This is a genomic window from Dyella japonica (assembly GCF_040545895.1).
GTDB classification, from domain to species: Bacteria; Pseudomonadota; Gammaproteobacteria; order Xanthomonadales; family Rhodanobacteraceae; genus Dyella; species Dyella japonica_D.
Window position 1 is genome coordinate 498,497 of record NZ_JBEPMU010000004.1, and the last position, 20,242, is coordinate 518,738.

Consider the following 20,242-nt stretch of genomic DNA (forward strand, 5'->3'; position numbering starts at 1 on the left):
TCGTCCAGGGAGGTGGCGAGCCCGCGGACGCCGTTGCGTGCATCCGATAACTAAGAACGCGGCTCGCGGCAAAAGTTGCACGCGCTGCAGCAAATTGGGTTAGGCACGGTTCATTTGACGAATTTCAAACAAATCGGCGCCGCCACCGTCTCAGTCTCAGTGCGCTTCGTCCCAGTTCTTGCCCACGCCCGCTTCCACCAGCAGCGGCACCGACAGCTCGGCCGCGCCCGACATGCGCTCGACCACGCCGGCGCGCACCTCATCGATCACATCCTCGCGCACCTCGAACACCAGTTCGTCGTGCACCTGCATCAGCATGCGCGCTTCGTCCTGGCGCGGCTGCAGCCAACCGTGCACGGCGATCATGGCGCGCTTGATGATGTCCGCCGCCGTGCCCTGCATCGGCGCGTTCACCGCGGCGCGCTCGGCGCCCGCACGCAGCGCCTGGTTGCGCGACTGCAGGTTCTCCAGATACAGGCGGCGACCGAACAGCGTTTCCACGTAGCCATCGCGATGCGCCTGCTGGCGCGTGGCTTCCATGAAGGCGTGCACGCCCGGATAGCGCGCGAAATAGCGCGCCATGTAATCGCTGGCTTCGCCGCGATCCACACCGAGCTGGCGCGCGAGGCCGAACGCGCTCATGCCGTACATCAGGCCGAAGTTGATGGCCTTGGCGGCGCGGCGCTGGTTGGCGCTCACTTCCTCTGGCTTGAGGCCGAACACTTCTGCGGCGGTGGCGCGATGCACGTCGCCGCCTTCCTTGAATGCCTTGACCAGGCCTTCGTCGCCGGAAAGATGCGCCATGATGCGCAGCTCGATCTGCGAGTAGTCCGCCGCCAGCACCACCCAGCCTTCCGGCGCCACGAACGCCTGGCGAATGCGCCGGCCTTCCTCGGTGCGAATGGGGATGTTCTGCAGGTTGGGATCGGACGAAGACACGCGTCCCGTCGCCACCGAACCCTGGTGATAGCTGGTGTGCACGCGACCGGTGCGCGGGTTGACCATCTCCGCCAGCTTGTCCGTGTACGTGGAACGCAGCTTGGCGAGGCCGCGGTAGTCGAGGATCAGCCGCGGCAGCGCGTGATCATCCGCGATGGCTTCCAGCGCTTCCTCGTTGGTGGAGGGTTGGCCGGTGGGCGTCTTTACCTTGGCGGGCAGGCCGAGTTCGTCGAACAGGATGGCCTGCAGTTGCTTGGGCGAATCGAGGTTGAACTCGCGGCCCGCGCCTTTCCACGCTTCCTGCTGCAGTTCCAGCATGCGCTTGCCGAGCTGCTGGCTTTGCATGCGCAGCTCGCGCACATCGATCAGCACGCCGCGCTGTTCCATCGAGGCGAGCACGGGAATCAGCGGAATCTCGATGTTCTCGTACACCGTGCGCAGCGAAGGCTCGCTTTCCAGCTTCGGCCACAGTGCGTGGTGCAGGCGCAGCGTGATGTCGGCATCTTCGGCGGCGTAGCGGCACGCGGTATCCAGGTCGACCTGCGAGAACGGAATCTGCTTGGCGCCCTTGCCGGCCACCTGTTCGTACTTGATGGTGTCCACGCCAAGGTATTTCTTGGCGAGCGAATCCATGTCGTGGCGTGTCGCCGTGGCGTTCCACACATATGACTCCAGCATGGAATCGTGCTTCAGGCCGCGCAGGTGAATGCCGTAGTTCGACAGGATGTTGATGTCGTACTTGGCGTGTTGCCCCATCTTCGGACGGCTTTCGTCTTCGAAGAAGGGTTTCAGCGTGGCGAGCACCTGCTCGCGCGACAGCTGCGCGGGCGCGCCGGGATAATCGTGCGCCAGCGGCACGTAGCACGCGTGGCCCGGTTCCACCGAGAGGCTGAGGCCCACGATGTCTGCCTGCATCGAATCGATGGAGGTGGTTTCGGTGTCGAACGACACCAGCGGCGCCGTGGCGATCTTCGCCAGCCAGCCTTCGAACTGCGCCTGCGTGGTGACCAGTTCGTACTGGCCGGCCATCGCGAGGTTGGCGGCATGGGTGTCTTCGGTCAGCAGCGGCGTTGCCGGCGCCGCGGTGGCGGGTGCGCTGGCGTCGGCAGGTGCGGCACCGGCTTCGTTGTCCAGATCCTTCAGCGCCGCCTTGAATTCGTAGCGCGCATACAACTCGCGCAATTGTTCGATGTGGCGTTCGCGCATCTGCAACTGACTGACCGACGCATCCAGTGCCACGTCGAGCTTGATCTGCACCAGCTCACGCGACAGCGGCAGCTGCGGCAGCGCGGCGCGCAGGCTCTCGCCGATCTTGCCGCCGATCTTGTCCGCGTTGGCCATCAGGTTGTCGAGCGTGCCGTATTCGGCCAGCCACTTGGCCGCCGTCTTGGGGCCGCACTTGGGCACGCCGGGCACGTTGTCGATGCTGTCGCCGGTGAGCGAAAGAAAATCCACGATTTGCGATGGCTTGACGCCGAACTTGTCCATCACACCCGCGTCGTCGGTGGTGGTGTTGGTCATGGTGTTGACCAGCGTCACGCCCGGACGCACCAGCTGCGCGAGATCCTTGTCGCCGGTGGAAATCTCCACCTCGATGCCTTGCGCATGCGCCTGCTCGGTGAGCGTGCCGATCACGTCATCGGCTTCCACGCCGCCCACGCGCAGGATGGGAAAACCCAGCGCGCCCACGATGGCGAGCATGGGTTCCACCTGGGCGCGCAGATCGTCCGGCATCGGCGGGCGATTTGCCTTGTACTGGTCGTACAGCTCGTTGCGGAAGGTGGGCCCCGGCGCATCGCTCACGAAGGCCACGTAGTCGGGCTTCGCCTTGAGCGTGGCACGTAGCATGTTCACCACGCCGAACAGCGCGCCGGTGGGCTCGCCCTGCGAATTGGTGAGCGGCGGGAGCGCGTGGAAGGCGCGGTAGAGGTAGGAGGAACCGTCGATGAGGATGAGCTTGGCCATGCCGCGATTGTCGCACGCGTGCACCGGAACCGACCCGTCCGCGTTCTGGGCCCGCGCCGGCCTGTCATCGCCGCTCTGCGCTGCCCTATGCAGCACACGAGCGCTTCACGAGCCGTGCGGTTCTGCGCTGATATGCTCCACATCCCACAGGAGGCCGTCATCATGAAACCCCTCGCCCTGCTCGCCGTTCTTGGTGTGGCCGTCGCATCGAATGCGCTTGCCCAGTCCTCCGCCAGCCAGTTTCCGCCGGCCCCGCCGCCGCCGGGCATGAACGATCCGGGTGTGAAGGCCACGCCGCCGCCCGCGCCCAAGGCAGCGCCCGCGCCCAAATCCAGTGCCGGCAAGTCGGCATCGGGCAACGTCTCCGCGGATACCGAAGCCACACTGAGCGCACCGGAAACCTCTACGCCCGCGACCTCGGGTGCCCAGCCGCGCGATGCGAACGGGAATGCGCCGCCGCAGGTGAAGGTGCATACGGAAGGCGACCAGACCATCCAGGAATACAGCCGCAGCGGCCAGGTGTACATGGTGGTGGTGACGCCCAAGGGCGGTATTCCGCAGACCTACCTGATTGACCAGAAGGGTGCCTGGACGAACCAGGCTGGCGAACCGATCAAGCCGGTGATGTACAAGGTCATGGAGTGGGGCAAGAGCAAATCCGCGGAAGACCAGGACAACGGCGGCCAGTAAGTTCGTGCAACCGCAGCCGGCGAGGCATCCATGAACCTGCGTGAGAGCTGGCTGCTCTTCGCGCTGGGTTCGGCGTTCTTCGCCGCGCTCACGGCGCTGTTCGGCAAGCTCGGCGTGGCGGGCATCAACTCCAACCTCGCCACTTTCATTCGCACCATCGTGATCCTGCTGGTGACGGCCGGCATCCTCAGTCTTCGTCATGAATGGGCGCGCCCGTTGGGCTTGCCCGCGAGCAGCTGGGTGTTCCTGGTGCTGTCAGGCGTCGCTACGGGACTGTCGTGGCTTTGCTACTACCGCGCACTGCAATTGGGCCCGGTGAGCAAGGTGGCGCCCATCGACAAGCTCAGCGTGGCCATCGCCATTGTGCTGGGCGTGTTGCTGCTGGGCGAGCAGGTGAGCTGGTCGCTCGCCATCGGTGGCGGGCTTATCGTGCTCGGCGCCATCGTCATCGCGGTGTTCTAGCGCTCGTCCAGTTCCGGGTAGCGACGGAAGATGCCGTCCTCGTTGAACGGAATGCGTCGTTCGGTAGCCAGGTAAGCGGCGATGTTCGGTCGTTCGGCCACGCGTTGCTGAAGTGCGCGCAGCCTGGTCGTGCGGCGTCGAATCGACGTCATGGCGTTGGGAAATGCATAGTCCAGTCCCGACATCAGCTGGAACAGCGACAGGTCCACATACGAGTGCCGCCGGCCGATGGCGTGGCGACCATCGCCGCGATCGAGCACCTGCTCGAAATAACCCAGGAATTTCGGAATGCGTTCCTCGCAGAAGGCGTTGGCGCGCTTGCGTGCTTCCGTGCGTTGCTGCTCGTAGTACAGGTCGCCGGAAATCGGGTGATGCGTGTCGTGCACTTCGGCAACGATGTCGGTCACCGTCTGCTGCAATTGCATCGCATAGCGCCGTGCGGGTTCCGAAGCGGGCACCAGACCGTGGCGTGGCCCAAGGAAGGCAAGGATGTTGGCGGCCTGCGCAATGACCTGCTTACCCGCGCGCAGGAAAGGCGGTGCGAACGGAAGGGCGCCGGCATGCTTGCCGTGCAGGAACGGCATCATGGCCTGATCGCCTTTCGTGCGTGCGACGTCGTCGTAGCTGGCGCCGGCGTCTTCCAGAGCCAGTCGCACGAATTCACCGCGGCCCTGGATGCCGCTCCAGTAGTAGAGCTCGTAGCGCATGAGGAACACCTTCGGAAGAAAGACTGGAGGCTAGGCGGCGCGCGCTCAACGAAGCGTGAGCGACACGCCGCCTATTTCGGAGGCGCGTGGCTCAACGCGCGCAGGCGTTCCCATACCAGCATCGCCAACGGCGACAACGAGCGTTGCCTGCGCTTGATCAACACCACGTCGCGGCTCTCCTGCGGCGTGAGCGGTCGCGTGACCAGCGTGGGTGGTGGTGGCGACAGCGCAGGGCTCACGCTGATGCCGAGCCCGGCCTCCACCATACGGAACGTGGTGAGCGTGTGGCCGGTCTGCTGCACGATGTTGGCCTCGATGTTGCGACTGGCCAATGCGCGATCAATCAGGCGGCGGCTGCCGGAGGAGTAGTCGAGCAGGATCAGCGCTTGCCCCTGCAATTTGCGCCAGGGCACGCGATCGAGTTTCGCCAGCGGATGATCGGGCCGGCACACCAGCACGAACGGGTCGCGCAGCAGCAGCTCGATGTCGAACTCACCGGTGAGCGGTGGGTCGATGGCGACGCCGAAATCCACTTCGCCTCCACGCACGCTGTCCAGCACCAGGGTTTGTGCCTGGTCGTGCAACTGGATGGTCAGCTCGGGATAGCGCGCCGCGCAGTCGGCGATGCACTGGGGCATCAGGCCTGCCGAGAGCGTCGGCACGGAAGCGATGTGCACCTTGCCGCGCTTGCGTTCGCTCTCCGAATGCACGTGCGAGAGCACGCCTTCCAGTTCGTCCAGCACGCGCCCGATGGCGCTTTCCAGATAGCGGCCCGCATCGGTGGGCACCACTTCGCGCGTGGTGCGGTCGAACAGGCGGATACCGAGTTCGGCTTCCAGGTCGGCGATATAGCGGCTCACCGCGGGCTGGCTCAGGTGAAGGCTCTCCGCCGCCCGCCGAAAGTGCTGCTGCCGGGCGACGGCGAGAAAGGCACGAAGCTGGCGCAGGCTGATATTCATGCCATTACTGTATCAGTAGATCAGATAAAACGATTTGATTAATCAATGGCCTGGCGTTCCAATAGGCACATTCCCTGATTGCGCGTGCCACGGCCATGTTCCTGCGTCGATTCCTGCCCGATCGCTTTACCTGCGCCCTGATTGTCACCGTGCTGCTGGCCAGCCTGCTGCCCTGCCGCGGCACCACGGCCAGCGTCTTCAACGTGCTGACCGACCTGGCCATTGCGCTGCTGTTCTTCCTGCACGGCGCCAAGCTCTCGCGCGAGGCGGTGGTGGCCGGCATGACCCACTGGCGCCTGCACCTGACCGTGCTGGCCAGCACCTTCGTGTTGTTCCCGGTGCTGGGGCTGCTGCTGCGTCCCGTGCTGTCACCGCTGGTGACGCCGTCGCTCTACCTGGGCGTGCTGTTCCTGTGCACGCTGCCGTCGACGGTGCAATCCTCCATCGCCTTCACTTCGATGGCGCGCGGCAATGTGCCGGCGGCCATCTGTTCCGCCTCCGCCTCCAGCATGCTCGGCATCTTCGTCACGCCGCTGCTGGTGGGCGTGATGCTGGAATCGCACGGGCAGGGCGGTATGAACTGGGATGCCATCGGCGCCATCGTGTTGCAGCTGCTGGTGCCGTTCGTGGCGGGCCAGATTGCGCAGCGCTGGATCGGTCGCTGGGTGGAACGCAACCGCTCGCTGCTGTCGTTCGTCGACCAGGGTTCGATCCTGCTGGTGGTCTATACGGCCTTCAGCGCGGCCGTGCTGCAGGGCTTGTGGAAGCAGATTCCGCTGCCGGTGCTCGGCGGCCTGCTGGTGGTGAATGCGGTGCTGCTGGCCGTGGCGCTGATCGTCACCCGCTACGGTGCGCGTGCGCTGGGCTTCAAGCGCGAGGATGAAATCACCATCGTGTTCTGCGGCTCGAAGAAGAGCCTCGCCAGCGGCGTGCCGATGGCCAAGGTGCTGTTCGCCGGTCACCCGCTGGGCACCATCGTGCTGCCCATCATGCTGTTCCACCAGATCCAGTTGATGACGTGCGCGGTGCTGGCGAAGAAGTATGCGGAGAGAGTGGAGCGCCGTGTCGAGCTTGGCGACCGAGCGCAGACAACCTAATTCGTCATTCCCGCCATCGCCCCTTTCGCGGTGCGCCGGAATGACGATGAAAAAAGGCGCCCCAAGGGCGCCTTTTTTTATCGCGAAGATCAGTGCCTGAAATGGCGAATCCCGGTGAATACCATCGCCATGCCATGCTCGTCGGCCGCGGCAATCACTTCCGCATCGCGCATCGAGCCACCCGGCTGGATCACCGCCTGGATGCCGGCCGCAGCGGCCGCATCGATGCCGTCGCGGAAGGGGAAGAACGCGTCGGAGGCCATCACCGAGCCGCGCACTTCCAGCTTCTCGTCGGCGGCCTTGATGCCGGCGATCTTCGCGCTGTACACGCGGCTCATCTGGCCGGCGCCCACGCCGATGGTCTGGCGATTCTTCGCATAGACGATGGCATTGCTCTTGACGTACTTGGCCACCTTCCACGCAAAGATCAGGTCGTCGATCTCGGTGGGCGTGGGCGCGCGCTTGGTGACGATCTTCAGATCCTCGGCCTTGACCATCGCGCGGTCGGCGGTCTGGATCAGCAGGCCCGAACCCACGCGACGCGAATCGTTGCCCGGATGCGCCTTGGTGAGGTCGCCATCGGCCGGCGGCGGAATCTCCAGTACGCGCACGTTGGTCTTCTTGGCGAAGGCCTTGAGCGCGTCATCCTCGTAACCCGGTGCCAGCACCACTTCCACGAACTGGCGATCCACGATGGCTTTCGCGGTGGCTGCATCCACCACGCGGTTGAAGGCGATGATGCCGCCGAAGGCCGAGGTGGGGTCGGTCTGGTAGGCAAGGTCATACGCACGGCCGATGCCGTCCAGGCTCACCGCGACGCCGCAGGGGTTGGCGTGCTTCACGATTACGCAGGCCGGTTTGGTAAAACTACGTACGCATTCCCACGCGGCGTCGGAATCGGCGATGTTGTTGAACGAGAGTTCCTTGCCTTGCAGCTGGCGGAACGTGGCGAGCGTGCCCGGCGCGGGATACAGGTCGCGATAGAACGCCGCCTGCTGGTGCGGGTTCTCGCCGTAGCGCAGGTCCATCATCTTCACGAAGCGACCGTTGGCCTGCGCGGGGAACGCGTCATGGCCGGCGATGGCGTCGTAGTTGTCGTTGAGCTGGAGTGCGGAGAGGTAGTCGCTGATGGCGCCGTCGTAGTTGGACACGCGATTGAACGCCGCCACGGCGAGCTTGAAGCGCGTGGCGCGCGTGAGGCCACCATGCGCTTCGATTTCCGCCAGTGCCTCGTCGTACTGGTCGGGCGAGGTGAGCACGCCTACGTCGTTCCAGTTCTTGGCTGCCGAACGCAGCATGGCCGGCCCGCCGATGTCGATGTTCTCGATGGCTTCTTCCAGCGTGCAATCGGCGCGCGCCACGGTCTGTTCGAACGGATAGAGGTTGAGCACGAGCAGGTCGATGGGCGCGATGTCCAGCTCGGTCATCACCGCGTCATCGGTGCCGCGACGGCCGAGCAGGCCGCCGTGCACCTTCGGGTGCAAGGTCTTGACGCGACCGTCCATGATTTCGGGAAAGCTCGTGAGCTCGCTGACGTCCTTCACCGGAATGCCCGCGTCGCGCAGTGCCTTGGCGCTGCCACCCGTGGAGAGCAGGTCCACACCAGCCTGGTGCAGGCGCTGGCCAAGCGCAATCAGTCCGGTCTTGTCCGACACGCTGAGCAGCGCGCGGCGAATGGGGGATACGGCAGAGGCGGGCATGGCGGCTTCCAGAACGGGGAAGCCGTGCATTATAGCGGTCTGGAGCGTACGCCGTCCGGACGCGGCGCGTTGGAAAGTTGGACGGCTAAATGCGGAGGGAGGCGCGCCAGCGGATGCGGCGCGCGAAACGCGGAGGATTTACAGCAGGCCGTGCGCGGCAAGCTTCTTGCGCAGCGTGGCGCGATTGATGCCGAGTACGGCGGCGGCGCGGCTCTGGTTGCCGTCATGCCAGGCCAGTACTTCGCGCAGGAGAGGGCCTTCGACTTCGCGGATGACGAGCGCGTGCAAACCTTCGTCGCATTCCGTGTCGCCGATGTCGGCGAGATAGCGACGTACGGTACGGCTGACGCATTCGCTCAAGGCGCTCTGCGACGAAGTCTCTTTCGGAGACTCGCTGGCAGGCAGTCGTACGGCGTTCACGGGCATTTCCCCTCACGTTCTAACGCGGCGGCTACGTGGGCCGCTGCAATTGTTTATGGCAAATACCGCGGGCGGCGGCTCGCATGGAACGCCGGGTGCAGCATAGGACGAAGGAGCGAGTGTACCCTCGCGTGCCGAGAATTTTAAGTACCCGTTTGGTAGAACGGCATCCAAGCCATGAAACCAAAATGTCCTATGGACATTCACTTGCATTGGTGGCACGACCTGTGCCTACGCGAGACGGTCGAACCGCATGGACGATGATCGCCATGCCCAAACCAGCATCCATCAAATGGACGGCTATTCGAAATCGAACTCGAAGGCCACGGCCTTGCCGCTCGGGTCTTCCACTTCAAGCATCAGGGCGGCGCTGCCGTCGGGCGGAATGCCTCGCTGCAAGGTGGCGCCATCGCCCAGATATTCCGCAGGACGCAGGCGTCGCATGGCGAGCTTGTTGCCGTTGGCATCGGACAGCGTGATCGACACCACCGGATAAGGCTGCGCGAACGGTGCGTCGTTGCGCAGGTTGGCGGTGATCAGCAGCGCGCCCGGTACCGACGGATGTGCCTGCACGTCGCGTGCGACCAGGCTCAGGCGCGTGATGTCCTGCACCAGCGGCAACTGGCAGCCCAGCGTGCTGCAGGCGTTGCGCAGCATTGGGCCGACCGTGTCGTCGCCGATCAGTGCGTCGCGCTTGGCCCATGCCAGCTGCGCGCCCAGTGCGAGCAGCAGCACGGTACAGGCGGTGATCCAGGGCCAGCGGCGTTTTTTTTCCGGCTTGCGCGCAAAGCGCGGCGCAATCACCAGGTGGGCGAATTCATCCAGCACATCGCTCGAGGCGGGCGCTTCGGCCTCGGCCGGCACCTCGGCGGGCGGACGATAGACCGCCAGATCAAGCCGCGGCGGTGTTTCGGGCATGCGCGGCAGCAGATGCTCGAACGGCTCCGGCGGCAACTGGTCGCACAGGCTGGCGAGCGCATCGAAAACCGTGTCGCAATGTCCGCACACGACCTCGCCGCGCGCTTGCGCCAGCGTTTCCGTGTTCAGCGAGAACACGGTGAGGCATTCGGGACATTGGGCGTACATGCAGGCCGTGGTGATCGGGTTCCCGCAAGCCTAGTGCACCGCGCGGGACAAATCACCCGCAGGCCCGCCCGTATCGTGAACCGTCACTCAGCGACGGCGGCCGCTGATGCGCACCCAGTCTTCCTGAGTGTCCACGCGCAGTTCGTGGAACCATTCCGCATAGCGCGCCAGCAACTCGTCTTCCTGACCCTGCAGGATGCCCGAGATGGCGAACGGCGCGCCGGGCTTGGCCGCCGCGGCGAAGGTGGGTGCGAGTTCGCCCAGCGGGCCGGCGAGGATGTTGGCGATGAAGACGTCAGCAGGATCGGCAGTCAGGTCTTCGGGCAGGAACACGGTGAGGCGGTCGGCCACGTCGTTGCGTTGGGCGTTGTCGGTCGAAGCGATGAGCGCCTGCGGATCGTTGTCCACGCCCACGGCGCCGGCGGCACCGAGCTTGAGCGCGGCAATGGCGAGGATGCCGGAGCCGCAGCCAAAATCCATCACGCTCTTGCCGTTCAGATCGAGACTGTCCAGCCACGCGAGGCACAGCGCCGTGGTGGGATGCGTGCCGCTGCCGAAGGCGAGGCCCGGGTCGAGACGCACGACCACGATGTCCTCGTCAGCCGGCGGTTCGATGTTCCACGGATAGATCCACAAGCGCTTGCCGAACGGCATCGGCTTGAACTGGTCCATCCACGCGCGCTCCCAGTCCTCGTCGGCCACGTCGCGGAACTGGATGTGATCGGGCTCCAGCCACGGCAGCAGGTCGCCCAACGCCTCGCCCAGGCCGCGCCGGTCGGTATCGGCCTCGAACAGCGCGTTGAGCGTGATGGTAGGCCACAGCGGCAGTTCGCCCACGCCGGGTTCGAAGATGGCCTGCTCGTCGGGCGTTTCCGCATCGGCGTCCTGCAGCGTCACGGAGAGCGCGCCCAGATCGTCGAGGGCCTCCTCGACGCGAGGCTGCTGTTCGGCGCGGATGGTGAGCGAGAGTTCGAGCCAGGGCATGGCGGGTTCCTGCGAGTGAGGTGCGCATTGTCGCCGATGTGCGTGCGCGATGTGCGACAGCGCTTCGTCCCCGCCGATGCGCGGTGACTACAGCGATTGCGGTGCAACGCCGAGGAAGCTGTCGTGGCGTTGGTAATGGTCGAGCGCGCGGGCCAGATCCTCAAGCGTGGGCGAGGGATGATGCCGACGGTGCACGAACAGCACCTCGGCGAAATCCGCGGCCTCGAGGAAATGACGCAGGTGATGCTGCGCGGCGAACGGCGGCAGCGCTTCGCCGTGGTCGGCGATCAGCGCGTCGTCCTCGTCGGCCACATGCGAGAGATACAGCCGGCACGAAGGTTCGGTGATGGCGCCGCGGATGTAGACCCAGCTGTAGCGATCCCAGCCGTCGCCTTCGTCGAACGCATCGGTGATGGCGTCGATCGCTTCGCGAAGAGTGATGAGTTCGGACATCGTGTCGGTGCGAAACCGGCGAGCCGCTTGGCGGCTCGCCGGCCAGACATCAGCCGCCGAGTGCGGCCTTTTCCTTCTGTTCGGCCATGCGCTTTTCCAGGTAGTGGATGTTCTGTCCACCCTGCTGGAAACCGGCGTCGGCCATGATGCGCTGCTGCAGCGGGATGTTGCACTTCACGCCTTCGATCACCGTCTCGGCGAGCGCCAGGCGCATGCGCGCGATGGCGGTTTCGCGATCGGGGCCGTGCACGATCAGCTTGCCGATCATCGAATCGTAGTTCGGCGGAATGCGGTAGCCGTCGTACAGGTGCGTATCCACGCGCACGCCCGGGCCGCCTGGCGCTTCGAAACGCTTCACCGTGCCCGGCGAAGGCAGGAACGAATCGGGATCTTCCGCGTTGATGCGGCACTCGATCGCGTGGCCGGTGATCTTGATGTCCGACTGCTTGATCGAGAGCTTCTCGCCACCGGCGATCAGCAGCTGCTCGCGCACCAGGTCGATGCCGGTAATCAGCTCCGTCACCGGATGTTCCACCTGGATGCGGGTGTTCATCTCGATGAAGTAGAAGCGGCCGTCTTCGAACAGGAATTCGAAGGTGCCGGCGCCGCGATAGCCGATGCGGATGCATGCGTCCACGCACACCTTGCCGATCTGCTCGCGCAGTTCCGGCGTGATGCCCGGCGCGGGCGCTTCTTCCACCACCTTCTGGTGACGACGCTGCATGGAGCAGTCGCGTTCGCCGAGGTGGATGGCGTTGCCCTGGCCGTCGGCGAGCACCTGGATTTCCACGTGGCGCGGATTTTCCAGGAACTTCTCCATGTACACCTGATCGTTGCCGAAAGCAGCCTTGGCTTCCTGCTTGGTCATGGTGATGGCGTTGCCCAGATGCGCTTCGGTGCGCACCACGCGCATGCCGCGGCCACCACCGCCACCGGCGGCCTTGATGATCACCGGATAGCCGATCTCGCGCGCAATGCGCACGTTCTCTTCCACGTTGTCGCCGAGCGGACCGCCCGAGCCCGGCACGCACGGCACGCCGGCGGCCTTCATGGCGCGGATGGCTTCCACCTTGTCGCCCATCAGGCGAATCACATCGGCCGTGGGACCGATGAAGATGAAGCCCGACTGCTCCACCTGTTCGGCGAAGTCGGCGCGCTCGGAGAGAAAGCCGTAGCCCGGATGGATGGCCTGGGCGTCGGTGATTTCCGCTGCGGCGATGATGCGCGGGATGTTGAGGTAGCTGTCGACCGACGGCGCGGGGCCGATGCAGATCGACTCGTCGGCCAGGCCGACGTGCTTGAGGTTGCGGTCGGCGGTGGAGTGCACCGCCACGGTTTTGATGCCAAGGCTGTGGCACGCGCGCAGCACGCGCAGCGCGATCTCACCACGGTTGGCAATGACGACTTTTTCTAGCATGGGCATGGGAGCCGGCCTTAGCCGATCACGAACATCGGCTGGTCGAATTCCACCGGCTGGCCGTTCTCGAGCAGGATGGCCTTCACGGTGCCGGCCACATCGGCCTCGATCTGGTTGAACATCTTCATCGCTTCGATGATGCCCAGCGTTTCGCCGGCCTTCACCTGCTGGCCGACCTTCACGAAGGCGGCGGCGCCTGGGCTGGACGAGGCGTAGAAGGTGCCGACCATCGGCGCCTTCACCACATGGCCGGCGGGCAGGGCCGACTCGGCCGGGGCGGCGGCTTCCACGGGGGCAGCGGCTACCGGGGCGGCTGCCACCGGAGCGGCCTGCATCACCGGGGCGGCAGCCACGGCCACGCCACCCTTGGGTACGCGCGACAGGCGCACGACTTCTTCGCCTTCCTTGATCTCAAGTTCCGCGAGGTTGGATTCCTCGAGCAGGTCAATGAGCTTCTTGATCTTGCGCAGGTCCATGGTTCAAACCTTTTCGTTAGGGCCGCGGTGGCGACCGGAATGGGAATATGGGGGCGAAAGCCCGGGCTTCAGGAGGCGGACGCGCCGGCGCGGTCCAGCCGGTTCAGGGCGGCATCCAATGCCAGCCGGTAGCTGTCCGCGCCAAAGCCGCAGATCACGCCCACGGCGATGTCCGAGAGGTACGAGTGCCGACGGAACGCCTCGCGGGCGTGCACGTTGGAGAGGTGCAGCTCGATGAACGGGATGGCCACGCCCGCCAGCGCGTCGCGCAGGGCGATGCTGGTATGGGTGAAGGCGCCCGGATTGATCAGGATGATCGCCGTGCCGTCCAGGCGTGCCTGGTGGATGCGGTCGATCAGGGCGTGCTCGGCGTTCGACTGGAACGATTCCACGGCATGCCCGGCGGCCTGTGCGCGTTGCGCCAGCAGGGCGTCGATATCGGCCAGGGTTTCGCGGCCATAGACGTCCGGCTCGCGTACGCCCAGCAGATTGAGATTGGGTCCGTGCAGGACCAGGATCTTCGCCACGCCCATACCTTGAACGCGCCGGTGGTGGCCGGCGTCCGGCGCGGAGTGTGCGCGTCCCGGCGGATGTTGTCCAGTTCGGCGCAGTTCGGCGATGTTTGAAGGAGAAGTTAAGGTTAAACCGTGCGGAGACGTATGGCGGCGCAAACCGCATCAGGGCGCGGCTGGCGCTGCCCAGGCCTTCAGGTCGTCCGCGTCCAGCACGCCGCGCCGGTTGAACACCACGCGGCCGTTTTCATCCAGTAGCACGCTATATGGCAGCACTTCGCCGACGTTACCCAGGCGTAGCGAGGTGCTGGGGCTGTCCAGGCTGCCGAGCAGGATGGGATAGTTCACTGGATGAGCCGCCAGGAAGGCGCGCACTTGCGCCGGTTCGTCCATGGCGATGCCGAGGATGATCGGTCCCGTTTTATCGGCGTGTTCGCCGACGTTCGCCTGCGCCTGCGCCTGCACCAGCGCCGGCATTTCCTTGAGGCAGGGCCCGCACCAGCTTGCCCAGAAGTTGAGCAGTACGCGCTTGCCGCGATAGTCGGACAGGCGATGTTCCTTGCCGTCGAGGCCGGGCAGGGCGAGATCGGGCGCGATCTGGCCGGCCTGCGTCACCTGCACGCCATCGGGTACGCGCGCCCGCTGGCTGGCGTGCTGCAGCCAGCCGCCCACCGCGGCCACCAGCACTGCGGCGCCGAGGATGGCCCAGTTGCTGCGGCTCATCATGGGTTGGCGGCGACCGGCGTGCCTGCAGCCTTGGTCAACGCGTCTTCGACCAGCGACGAGGTGAGCACGGTCGGCAACATGCGGCCCTCGCCGCCGTCCTTGGGGAACACGACGTAGAGCGGAACGCCCGGCGAGTGGTATTGCTGCAGGAAGGCGGCGATGGTCGGGTTCACGTCGGTCCAGTCGCCTTTCATGTAGACCGCGCCGGTCTTCTTGAGCAGGTCGCGGAAGGCATCGGTATCGAGCACGGCGTGCTCATTGGCCTTGCAGGTGACGCACCAGTCCGCCGTCATGTCCACGAACACCGGCGTGCCGGCCTTGCGCAGTTCGGCGAGCTTCTCGGGCGTATAGGCGACCACACCGTCCGTCGCCACGACGGCCTGCGTCGGCGCCTGCACCTTCGAGAGATAGAACAAAGGCAGCACCGTGAGCAGCGCGAGCAACACCACGGCCACGCGGCTGATCGCGCCGCGCGAACGGCTGCGCTCGAACCACCACAGCGTGGCCGACAGCAGCACCACCGCCACCAGCACCAGGCCCACCGCATCGGCACCGCGCTGGTGCGCGAGCACCCAGATCAGCCATACGGCGGTGAGATACATCGGGAACGCCAGCACCTGCTTGAGCGTCTCCATCCATGCGCCGGGGCGCGGCAGCATGCGCGCCAGCGCGGGCACAAAGCCGATCGCCAGGAATGGCAGCGCCAGGCCGATGCCCAGCGTCAGGAACACCAGCAACGCATTGATCATCGGCGCGGCAAACGCATAGGCCAACGCACTGCCCATGAATGGCGCGGTGCACGGGCTGGCCACGGCCACGGCAAGCACGCCGGTGAAGAAATCACCCGCATGGCCCGAGCGTGAGGCGAGACCCGAGCCCATATTGCCCAGCGAGGTGCCGAACTGCACCACGCCCGACATCGACAGGCCCACCGCCACCATCACGCAGGCGAGCACGCCCACCACCACCGGCTGCTGCAGCTGTGCGCCCCAGCCCAGCGCATGGCCGGCCGAGCGCAGCGCGACGATGGCGATGCCGATCAGCGCGAACGTGCTAAGCACGCCGGCCGTATAGAAGAGCGCATGCGAACGCGCCTTGGCGTGGCTTTCGCCGCTTTCCAGCAGACCCACCGCCTTGATCGACAGCACCGGCAGCACGCACGGCATCAGGTTAAGCACCAGGCCGCCGCCCAGTGCCAGCAGCAGTGCGGTGAGCAGGCTCACCTGCAGCGCGCCGGTGGCGAGACCGGCGGGCGGCATTTCCGGCGCCGGCATGGCGGCGCTGCCGCTGGTGGGCGTGGCCGCGCTGAGGTCGATAGTGAGCGCGCGGGTCATCAGCGGATAGCAGATGCCACCGTCCTGGCAACCCTGGAAACTCGCCTCCAGGTTCACCGTCTTCAGGGCCGCGGTGTCGCCCTCGATGGTCACCGGCACGTCGATCTGGTCGAAGAACACCGTGGTCTTGCCGAAGTGCGCATCCTCGTGTTCCACGCCGGCCGGCCACTCGGGCTTGGCCAGGCTGAGGCCGTTGGCGTCCTTCAACTTGAGTGCGGTCTGGTCGCGATAGAGGTAGTAGCCCTTGGCCATGGTCCAGCGCAGCAGCAGGTGCTGGTGGTCCTTGGCGAGTGCCTCCAGGTGGAACGCTTGCTCCGCTGGCAGGGTGGCGCCGTCGGTACCGCCCTTGGCGGCGCCGAGCTTGCCGAGTGCCGCGGCCATGGCATCGCCACCACCGGCGCCAGCGCCGGCTGGCACGGGCAGGCTCAGCTGCTCGGTATGCGGCGGATAGCAGATCTTGGGCGCCACTTCGTGGCAACCCTGGTACTGCACGCTGAGCTTCAGCTCGGTGGTGCCGGCCGCCACGGTGTACGGCACGGTGGCGTCGACGCCGTGGTGGTAGGTCTCCACGTCGCCCAGGTATTCATCGTGGTGCTTCTCGCCGTCGGGCAGCTGCGCCTCGCCCAGCGTGGCACCGTCCGCCGCCTTGAACTTCATGCGGCCGCGGTAGAGGTAGTAGTCTGGCGCAATGGTCCAGTGCAGTTTCACCACGCCGGGCGTGGAGGCGTCGGCGGTGAGCTTGTACGCTTCGGTGACGGGCAACAGACCGTCGAGATCGTCCTGGGCCAGCGCGGGCAGCGCGCCGAGCAGCAGGCAGAGCAGGGTGAGGAAGCGGGCGGCCAGTCGGCCAGGATGGATCAGGCGCATTGCGGCTCCAACAAGGAGAGACCCGCGCCGGGGCGCAGGTGAACCGGGATTATGGCTCAGCTTGCCGGCGGGCCGGGGAAAACCCGCCAGGGCTCAAGAGTGTTCTACAACTACTTCGGTGGAAACGGCTCCGCGGTTACGGCGAAGACGCAACAAGCCGGTGGTGAGTGCCACGCCAAGCAGGATAACGATGCATCCGCCCGCCATCGCCAGCGTCACCGGCTCATGCAGGAACACCAGGCCCCACACCACGCCGAACACCGGGATGAGGAACATCACCACCATGCTGCGCGAGGCCCCGACGCGGGCCATCAACCCGTAGAACAGCACATAGGCGAGCGACGTGCACAGGGCTGCCAGGCCCAATACGGCCAGCCATGCCGTCCATCCCGGGGTCCGGGTGGGCCACATCCAGACGGTAAAGGGCAGCAGCAACACGGCGGCGGCGAGCTGGCTGCCAGTGGCAACGCTGAGCGGCGTGACGCCACTGCGCAGGCGGCGATGGCTGTAGTGCGCACCAAAGGTGTAGCAGACATTGGCACCCAGGCAGGCTGCCATCGCCCAGCCCATGGCATGCGTGCCACCACCAAAGCCCACCGTGCCAGCCACCAGCCACACCACGCCGGTAAAGCCGATCACCAGTCCGCTGGCCTGCATCGGGTTCAGCTTCTCGCCCAGCAGCATCCAGCCCGACAGCGCGACCAGCAGCGGCGCAATCGCATCGGAGATGGCAGAAACGCCTGCCGGCAGGCTTTGCGCCGCGAACGAAAACAGCACGAACGGAAGTGCCGAATTGGCGATGCCGACGATGGCGATGTCGCGCCAGTGCGTGCGCATCTCGGTCAGTCGTGTGCGGGTCAGCAGCGGCGCCGAGCAGATCGCTGCACCGATGGCGCGCATGCCGGCCAGCGCCATGCCGCCGAACTCATTGGCGCCCATGCGCATGAACAGGAACGAGGCCCCCCACAGGGCTCCCAGTACGACGAGTGCAGTGATGTCGGAGGTTTTCATGGCAGTTCTTTGCTCGTCATTCCAGCCCAGGCCGGAATGACGGGGGTGAGAGGTGGCTTTCGATTTGGAAGTCTAGCCGCCCGTTGCGTCAGAACCTGTCAGCAGTCTTCAGGCCTTCGGTGCCGCGCCTTGACCAAACAGCACGCGACGCTCTTCCTCGGACAGCGGCTGCTTTGGCGTGTATGCGTTCTCGACGCCTTCATAGGTACGCACCGTGGCGGGACGCTGCGACATGGCGATGAACCAGCGCTCCAGGTTCGGAAAATCCGCCAGGTTCTGGCCGTGCGCCTCGTGCGGCACGATCCATGGATAGCAGGCGATGTCGGCGATGGAGAAGGCGCCCGCAATGAACTCGCGTCCATCGAGTCGTGTGTCGAGCACGCCGTACAGCCGGGACACTTCGCGCGTGTAACGGTCGATGGCGTAGGGCACCGGCTCGGGCGCATACACCTTGAAATGCCCGGCCTGGCCGGCCATGGGGCCCAGCCCCGCTACCTGCCAGAACAGCCACTCCAGCACTTCCACGCGGGCGGCCGTGTCCTTGGGAATGAACTGGCCGATCTTCTCGGCCAGGTACAGCATGATCGCGCCCGACTCGAACACCGCCACCGGCGCACCGCCGCCAGCGGGCGCGTGGTCCACGATGGCCGGGATCTTGTTGTTCGGGGAAATGGCCAGGAACTCGGGCTTGAACTGCTCGCCCTTGCTCAGGCTCACCGGCGTGATGAAGTAGGGCAGGCCGGCCTCTTCCAGAAACAGCTTCAGCTTCAGGCCGTTGGGCGTGGCGGCGAAGTACAGCTCGATCATGGCAAGGCTCCGATGAGTGGATGGCGACAGTGTCGGGGTTTCACTGGTCTTGAAAAAGATCCAGAACAGGGGAAATCTTTAGGACCAGTCAACCCGTCCGGACGCAGGCATGGAACAACCCCTGGCCTTTTCGCTGGATATTCCCCTACGCGGTCGCTTGCAGGCGTTGCACGGGCAGTTGCGTGCGGCCATTCTCGACGGCCGTCTTCGCACGGGGCACCCGCTGCCGTCCACGCGCACGCTCGCGACCTCGCTGGGCCTGTCCCGCAACACCATCGTGGCGGCGTATGACCGCCTGCTCAGCGAGGGCTACATCGTCTCGCGCCAGGGCGCCGGTTATGTCGTCGCCCATGCCGGGCCGACGCAGGCGAGTCCGTCGCGTTCCAGCGCGGGCGAAGAAAAGCGCCTGCAACCGCAATGGCGCGGGGCGATGTTTCCCGCGCCGATGAACGCCTTGCCGCCTGCCCGCTACGACTTGCGCGTAGGCCTGCCCGACGCGTCGCGGTTTCCGTTTGAAGCCTGGCGCAAGTTGTCGGCGCGAGCTTTGCGCGCGTTGTCGCGCGCGCCATCGTTCTACGGCGCGGTCATGGGGCGCGAGGCCTTGCGCGAGGCGATTGCGGGGCATGTGTCGTTCACGCGCGCGGTGACCTGCAGCGCGGCCGACATCATGGTCACTGCCGGCGCCCAGCAAGCATTTGATCTGCTGGCGCGCATTCTCGTTACGCCGGGTCGCACGGTGGTGGCGGTGGAAGATCCCGGCTACCCGCCGCTACGCCAGGCCTTTGAAGCGGCTGGCGCACAGGTCGTGCCCGTGCCGGTGGACGATGAAGGTTTGATCGTCGAACAGATCCCACCCAACGCACGCGTGATCTACGTGACGCCGTCGCACCAGTTTCCTTCCGGCATGGCGATGTCGCCCGCGCGCCGCGTGGCCTTGCTGGCGTTCGCGCGACGGCATGAAGCAGTGATCATCGAAGACGACTACGACGGCGAATTCCGCTACGGCGGACGTCCGCTCGATGCGTTGCAGACGCTGGATCGCGACGGCTCGGTGTTCTACGTCGGCACGTTTTCCAAGAGCCTGTTTCCCTCGCTGCGCCTGGGCTATCTGGTGGCGCCTGCGTGGGCCATGCCGGCGCTGGCCTGCGTGAGGCAACTCGGCGATCGGCACAACGATGTGCTCGCACAGGACACGCTGGCGCTCTTCATCAACGAGGGTCATCTCGCGCGCCACGTGCGCAAGATGCGGCGCATCTATGCGGAACGACGCGAGGCGCTGCTCGAAGCACTGGCGCAACGTGCCGGCGAAGCGCTGCATCCACTGGCATCGGATGCCGGGCTGCACATCGCCGTGCAACTGCGGTGGCCCGTGCCCGCCAGCCAGCTGGTGAAGGACACCCAGGCACTCGACATGTGCATCGAAGCACTGGGCGATTACGCCATCGGCAACACGAAACCGAACGGCCTGGTGTTCGGCCTGGGCGGCATGCCGGCCACGCGCATGGACGAAGCCGTGCGCGTGCTGGCCGGGTTGTTGGAGGCGCATCGCCCGACTTAGCACTGGTCCATTCGTTTCCACGAAAACTGGATCTGTTGTCGGACCACCGGCGGGCGGAACATGGGCTCACCT

Annotated in this window: 19 protein-coding genes; 4 read left to right on the forward strand and 15 right to left on the reverse strand. The window is 65.7% G+C overall.

Annotated features, from left to right (window positions below; genetic code table 11):
* Positions 1 to 156: 156 nt before the first annotated feature.
* A complete protein-coding gene (gene polA / locus ABIC75_RS15520) occupies positions 157 to 2,904 on the reverse strand; it encodes a DNA polymerase I (RefSeq protein ID WP_354014782.1) in 2,748 nt (915 codons plus the stop codon).
* A 162-nt stretch (positions 2,905 to 3,066) separates the two neighbouring features.
* Here polA and ABIC75_RS15525 point away from each other — a divergent pair, with 162 nt between their 5' ends.
* On the forward strand, positions 3,067 to 3,594 hold the full coding sequence (locus ABIC75_RS15525; RefSeq protein WP_354014783.1) for a DUF2782 domain-containing protein: 528 nt from the start codon (positions 3,067 to 3,069) through the stop codon (positions 3,592 to 3,594).
* Positions 3,595 to 3,624: 30 nt separating this feature from the next.
* On the forward strand, positions 3,625 to 4,056 hold the full coding sequence (locus ABIC75_RS15530; RefSeq protein ID WP_354014784.1) for an EamA family transporter: 432 nt from the start codon (positions 3,625 to 3,627) through the stop codon (positions 4,054 to 4,056).
* On the opposite strand, the gene ABIC75_RS15535 is transcribed toward ABIC75_RS15530, so the two are convergent.
* Together ABIC75_RS15535 and ABIC75_RS15540 are read right to left on the reverse strand one after the other, a co-directional pair.
* Positions 4,053 to 4,763: a glutathione S-transferase gene (locus ABIC75_RS15535; RefSeq protein WP_354014785.1), complete on the reverse strand. Its 711-nt coding sequence runs from the start codon at positions 4,761 to 4,763 to the stop codon at positions 4,053 to 4,055. The genes ABIC75_RS15530 and ABIC75_RS15535 overlap by 4 nt on opposite strands.
* 71 nt (positions 4,764 to 4,834) lie before the next feature.
* Entirely contained in the window at positions 4,835 to 5,722 is an 888-nt protein-coding gene (locus tag ABIC75_RS15540) for a LysR family transcriptional regulator (RefSeq protein WP_354014786.1), read from the reverse strand.
* A 95-nt stretch (positions 5,723 to 5,817) separates the two neighbouring features.
* Here ABIC75_RS15540 and ABIC75_RS15545 point away from each other — a divergent pair, with 95 nt between their 5' ends.
* Positions 5,818 to 6,819, forward strand: a complete 1,002-nt coding sequence (locus ABIC75_RS15545) for a bile acid:sodium symporter family protein (protein WP_354014787.1) — start codon at positions 5,818 to 5,820, stop codon at positions 6,817 to 6,819.
* 89 nt (positions 6,820 to 6,908) lie between these two features.
* Here the strand turns inward: ABIC75_RS15545 and purH are convergent, their stop codons facing one another.
* From purH to ABIC75_RS15605, 12 genes are all read right to left on the reverse strand, one after another.
* The gene (gene purH, locus ABIC75_RS15550; RefSeq protein WP_354014788.1) at positions 6,909 to 8,519 is read right to left on the reverse strand and encodes a bifunctional phosphoribosylaminoimidazolecarboxamide formyltransferase/IMP cyclohydrolase; all 1,611 of its coding nucleotides are present in this window, start codon (positions 8,517 to 8,519) and stop codon (positions 6,909 to 6,911) included.
* A 138-nt stretch (positions 8,520 to 8,657) separates the two neighbouring features.
* Positions 8,658 to 8,945 carry a helix-turn-helix domain-containing protein gene (locus ABIC75_RS15555; RefSeq protein WP_046970233.1) on the reverse strand — a complete coding sequence of 96 codons (288 nt, stop codon included), beginning with the start codon at positions 8,943 to 8,945 and terminating at the stop codon, positions 8,658 to 8,660.
* A gap of 294 nt (positions 8,946 to 9,239) precedes the next feature.
* Positions 9,240 to 10,025, reverse strand: coding sequence for a zinc-ribbon and DUF3426 domain-containing protein (locus ABIC75_RS15560; protein WP_354014789.1), 786 nt, complete (start codon positions 10,023 to 10,025; stop codon positions 9,240 to 9,242).
* An 87-nt stretch (positions 10,026 to 10,112) separates the two neighbouring features.
* Positions 10,113 to 11,009: a 50S ribosomal protein L11 methyltransferase gene (prmA, locus tag ABIC75_RS15565; RefSeq protein ID WP_354014790.1), complete on the reverse strand. Its 897-nt coding sequence runs from the start codon at positions 11,007 to 11,009 to the stop codon at positions 10,113 to 10,115.
* 87 nt (positions 11,010 to 11,096) lie between these two features.
* On the reverse strand, positions 11,097 to 11,462 hold the full coding sequence (locus tag ABIC75_RS15570) for a DUF7716 domain-containing protein (RefSeq protein ID WP_354014791.1): 366 nt from the start codon (positions 11,460 to 11,462) through the stop codon (positions 11,097 to 11,099).
* A gap of 49 nt (positions 11,463 to 11,511) precedes the next feature.
* Positions 11,512 to 12,879, reverse strand: coding sequence for an acetyl-CoA carboxylase biotin carboxylase subunit (accC, locus tag ABIC75_RS15575; protein ID WP_354014864.1), 1,368 nt, complete (start codon positions 12,877 to 12,879; stop codon positions 11,512 to 11,514).
* Between the two features lie 17 nt (positions 12,880 to 12,896).
* Positions 12,897 to 13,355: an acetyl-CoA carboxylase biotin carboxyl carrier protein gene (gene accB, locus ABIC75_RS15580; RefSeq protein WP_354014792.1), complete on the reverse strand. Its 459-nt coding sequence runs from the start codon at positions 13,353 to 13,355 to the stop codon at positions 12,897 to 12,899.
* Positions 13,356 to 13,423: 68 nt separating this feature from the next.
* The gene (gene aroQ / locus ABIC75_RS15585) at positions 13,424 to 13,882 is read right to left on the reverse strand and encodes a type II 3-dehydroquinate dehydratase (protein ID WP_354014793.1); all 459 of its coding nucleotides are present in this window, start codon (positions 13,880 to 13,882) and stop codon (positions 13,424 to 13,426) included.
* A gap of 150 nt (positions 13,883 to 14,032) precedes the next feature.
* On the reverse strand, positions 14,033 to 14,593 hold the full coding sequence (locus ABIC75_RS15590) for a TlpA family protein disulfide reductase (protein WP_354014794.1): 561 nt from the start codon (positions 14,591 to 14,593) through the stop codon (positions 14,033 to 14,035).
* The gene (locus tag ABIC75_RS15595) at positions 14,590 to 16,794 is read right to left on the reverse strand and encodes a protein-disulfide reductase DsbD family protein (RefSeq protein ID WP_354014795.1); all 2,205 of its coding nucleotides are present in this window, start codon (positions 16,792 to 16,794) and stop codon (positions 14,590 to 14,592) included. Before ABIC75_RS15595 ends, ABIC75_RS15590 begins: the two co-directional genes overlap by 4 nt.
* 93 nt (positions 16,795 to 16,887) lie before the next feature.
* Complete coding sequence (locus ABIC75_RS15600; protein WP_354014796.1) at positions 16,888 to 17,805, reverse strand: DMT family transporter; 918 nt, start codon at positions 17,803 to 17,805, stop codon at positions 16,888 to 16,890.
* 108 nt (positions 17,806 to 17,913) lie between these two features.
* The gene (locus ABIC75_RS15605; RefSeq protein WP_354014797.1) at positions 17,914 to 18,612 is read right to left on the reverse strand and encodes a glutathione S-transferase N-terminal domain-containing protein; all 699 of its coding nucleotides are present in this window, start codon (positions 18,610 to 18,612) and stop codon (positions 17,914 to 17,916) included.
* Between the two features lie 109 nt (positions 18,613 to 18,721).
* Between ABIC75_RS15605 and ABIC75_RS15610 the strand changes: the two genes are divergently transcribed.
* Entirely contained in the window at positions 18,722 to 20,170 is a 1,449-nt protein-coding gene (locus ABIC75_RS15610; RefSeq protein ID WP_354014798.1) for a PLP-dependent aminotransferase family protein, read from the forward strand.
* Positions 20,171 to 20,242: the final 72 nt, after the last annotated feature.

Coding starts and splice junctions, on each gene's coding strand:
- polA (WP_354014782.1), bottom strand. CDS start 2,904: ATGGCCAAGCTCATCCTCATCGACGGTTCCTCCTACCTCTACCGCGCC.
- ABIC75_RS15525 (WP_354014783.1), top strand. CDS start 3,067: ATGAAACCCCTCGCCCTGCTCGCCGTTCTTGGTGTGGCCGTCGCATCG.
- ABIC75_RS15530 (WP_354014784.1), top strand. CDS start 3,625: ATGAACCTGCGTGAGAGCTGGCTGCTCTTCGCGCTGGGTTCGGCGTTC.
- ABIC75_RS15535 (WP_354014785.1), bottom strand. CDS start 4,763: ATGCGCTACGAGCTCTACTACTGGAGCGGCATCCAGGGCCGCGGTGAA.
- ABIC75_RS15540 (WP_354014786.1), bottom strand. CDS start 5,722: ATGAATATCAGCCTGCGCCAGCTTCGTGCCTTTCTCGCCGTCGCCCGG.
- ABIC75_RS15545 (WP_354014787.1), top strand. CDS start 5,818: ATGTTCCTGCGTCGATTCCTGCCCGATCGCTTTACCTGCGCCCTGATT.
- purH (WP_354014788.1), bottom strand. CDS start 8,519: ATGCCCGCCTCTGCCGTATCCCCCATTCGCCGCGCGCTGCTCAGCGTG.
- ABIC75_RS15555 (WP_046970233.1), bottom strand. CDS start 8,945: ATGCCCGTGAACGCCGTACGACTGCCTGCCAGCGAGTCTCCGAAAGAG.
- ABIC75_RS15560 (WP_354014789.1), bottom strand. CDS start 10,025: ATGTACGCCCAATGTCCCGAATGCCTCACCGTGTTCTCGCTGAACACG.
- prmA (WP_354014790.1), bottom strand. CDS start 11,009: ATGCCCTGGCTCGAACTCTCGCTCACCATCCGCGCCGAACAGCAGCCT.
- ABIC75_RS15570 (WP_354014791.1), bottom strand. CDS start 11,462: ATGTCCGAACTCATCACTCTTCGCGAAGCGATCGACGCCATCACCGAT.
- accC (WP_354014864.1), bottom strand. CDS start 12,879: ATGCTAGAAAAAGTCGTCATTGCCAACCGTGGTGAGATCGCGCTGCGC.
- accB (WP_354014792.1), bottom strand. CDS start 13,355: ATGGACCTGCGCAAGATCAAGAAGCTCATTGACCTGCTCGAGGAATCC.
- ABIC75_RS15590 (WP_354014794.1), bottom strand. CDS start 14,593: ATGATGAGCCGCAGCAACTGGGCCATCCTCGGCGCCGCAGTGCTGGTG.
- ABIC75_RS15595 (WP_354014795.1), bottom strand. CDS start 16,794: ATGCGCCTGATCCATCCTGGCCGACTGGCCGCCCGCTTCCTCACCCTG.
- ABIC75_RS15600 (WP_354014796.1), bottom strand. CDS start 17,805: ATGAAAACCTCCGACATCACTGCACTCGTCGTACTGGGAGCCCTGTGG.
- ABIC75_RS15605 (WP_354014797.1), bottom strand. CDS start 18,612: ATGATCGAGCTGTACTTCGCCGCCACGCCCAACGGCCTGAAGCTGAAG.
- ABIC75_RS15610 (WP_354014798.1), top strand. CDS start 18,722: ATGGAACAACCCCTGGCCTTTTCGCTGGATATTCCCCTACGCGGTCGC.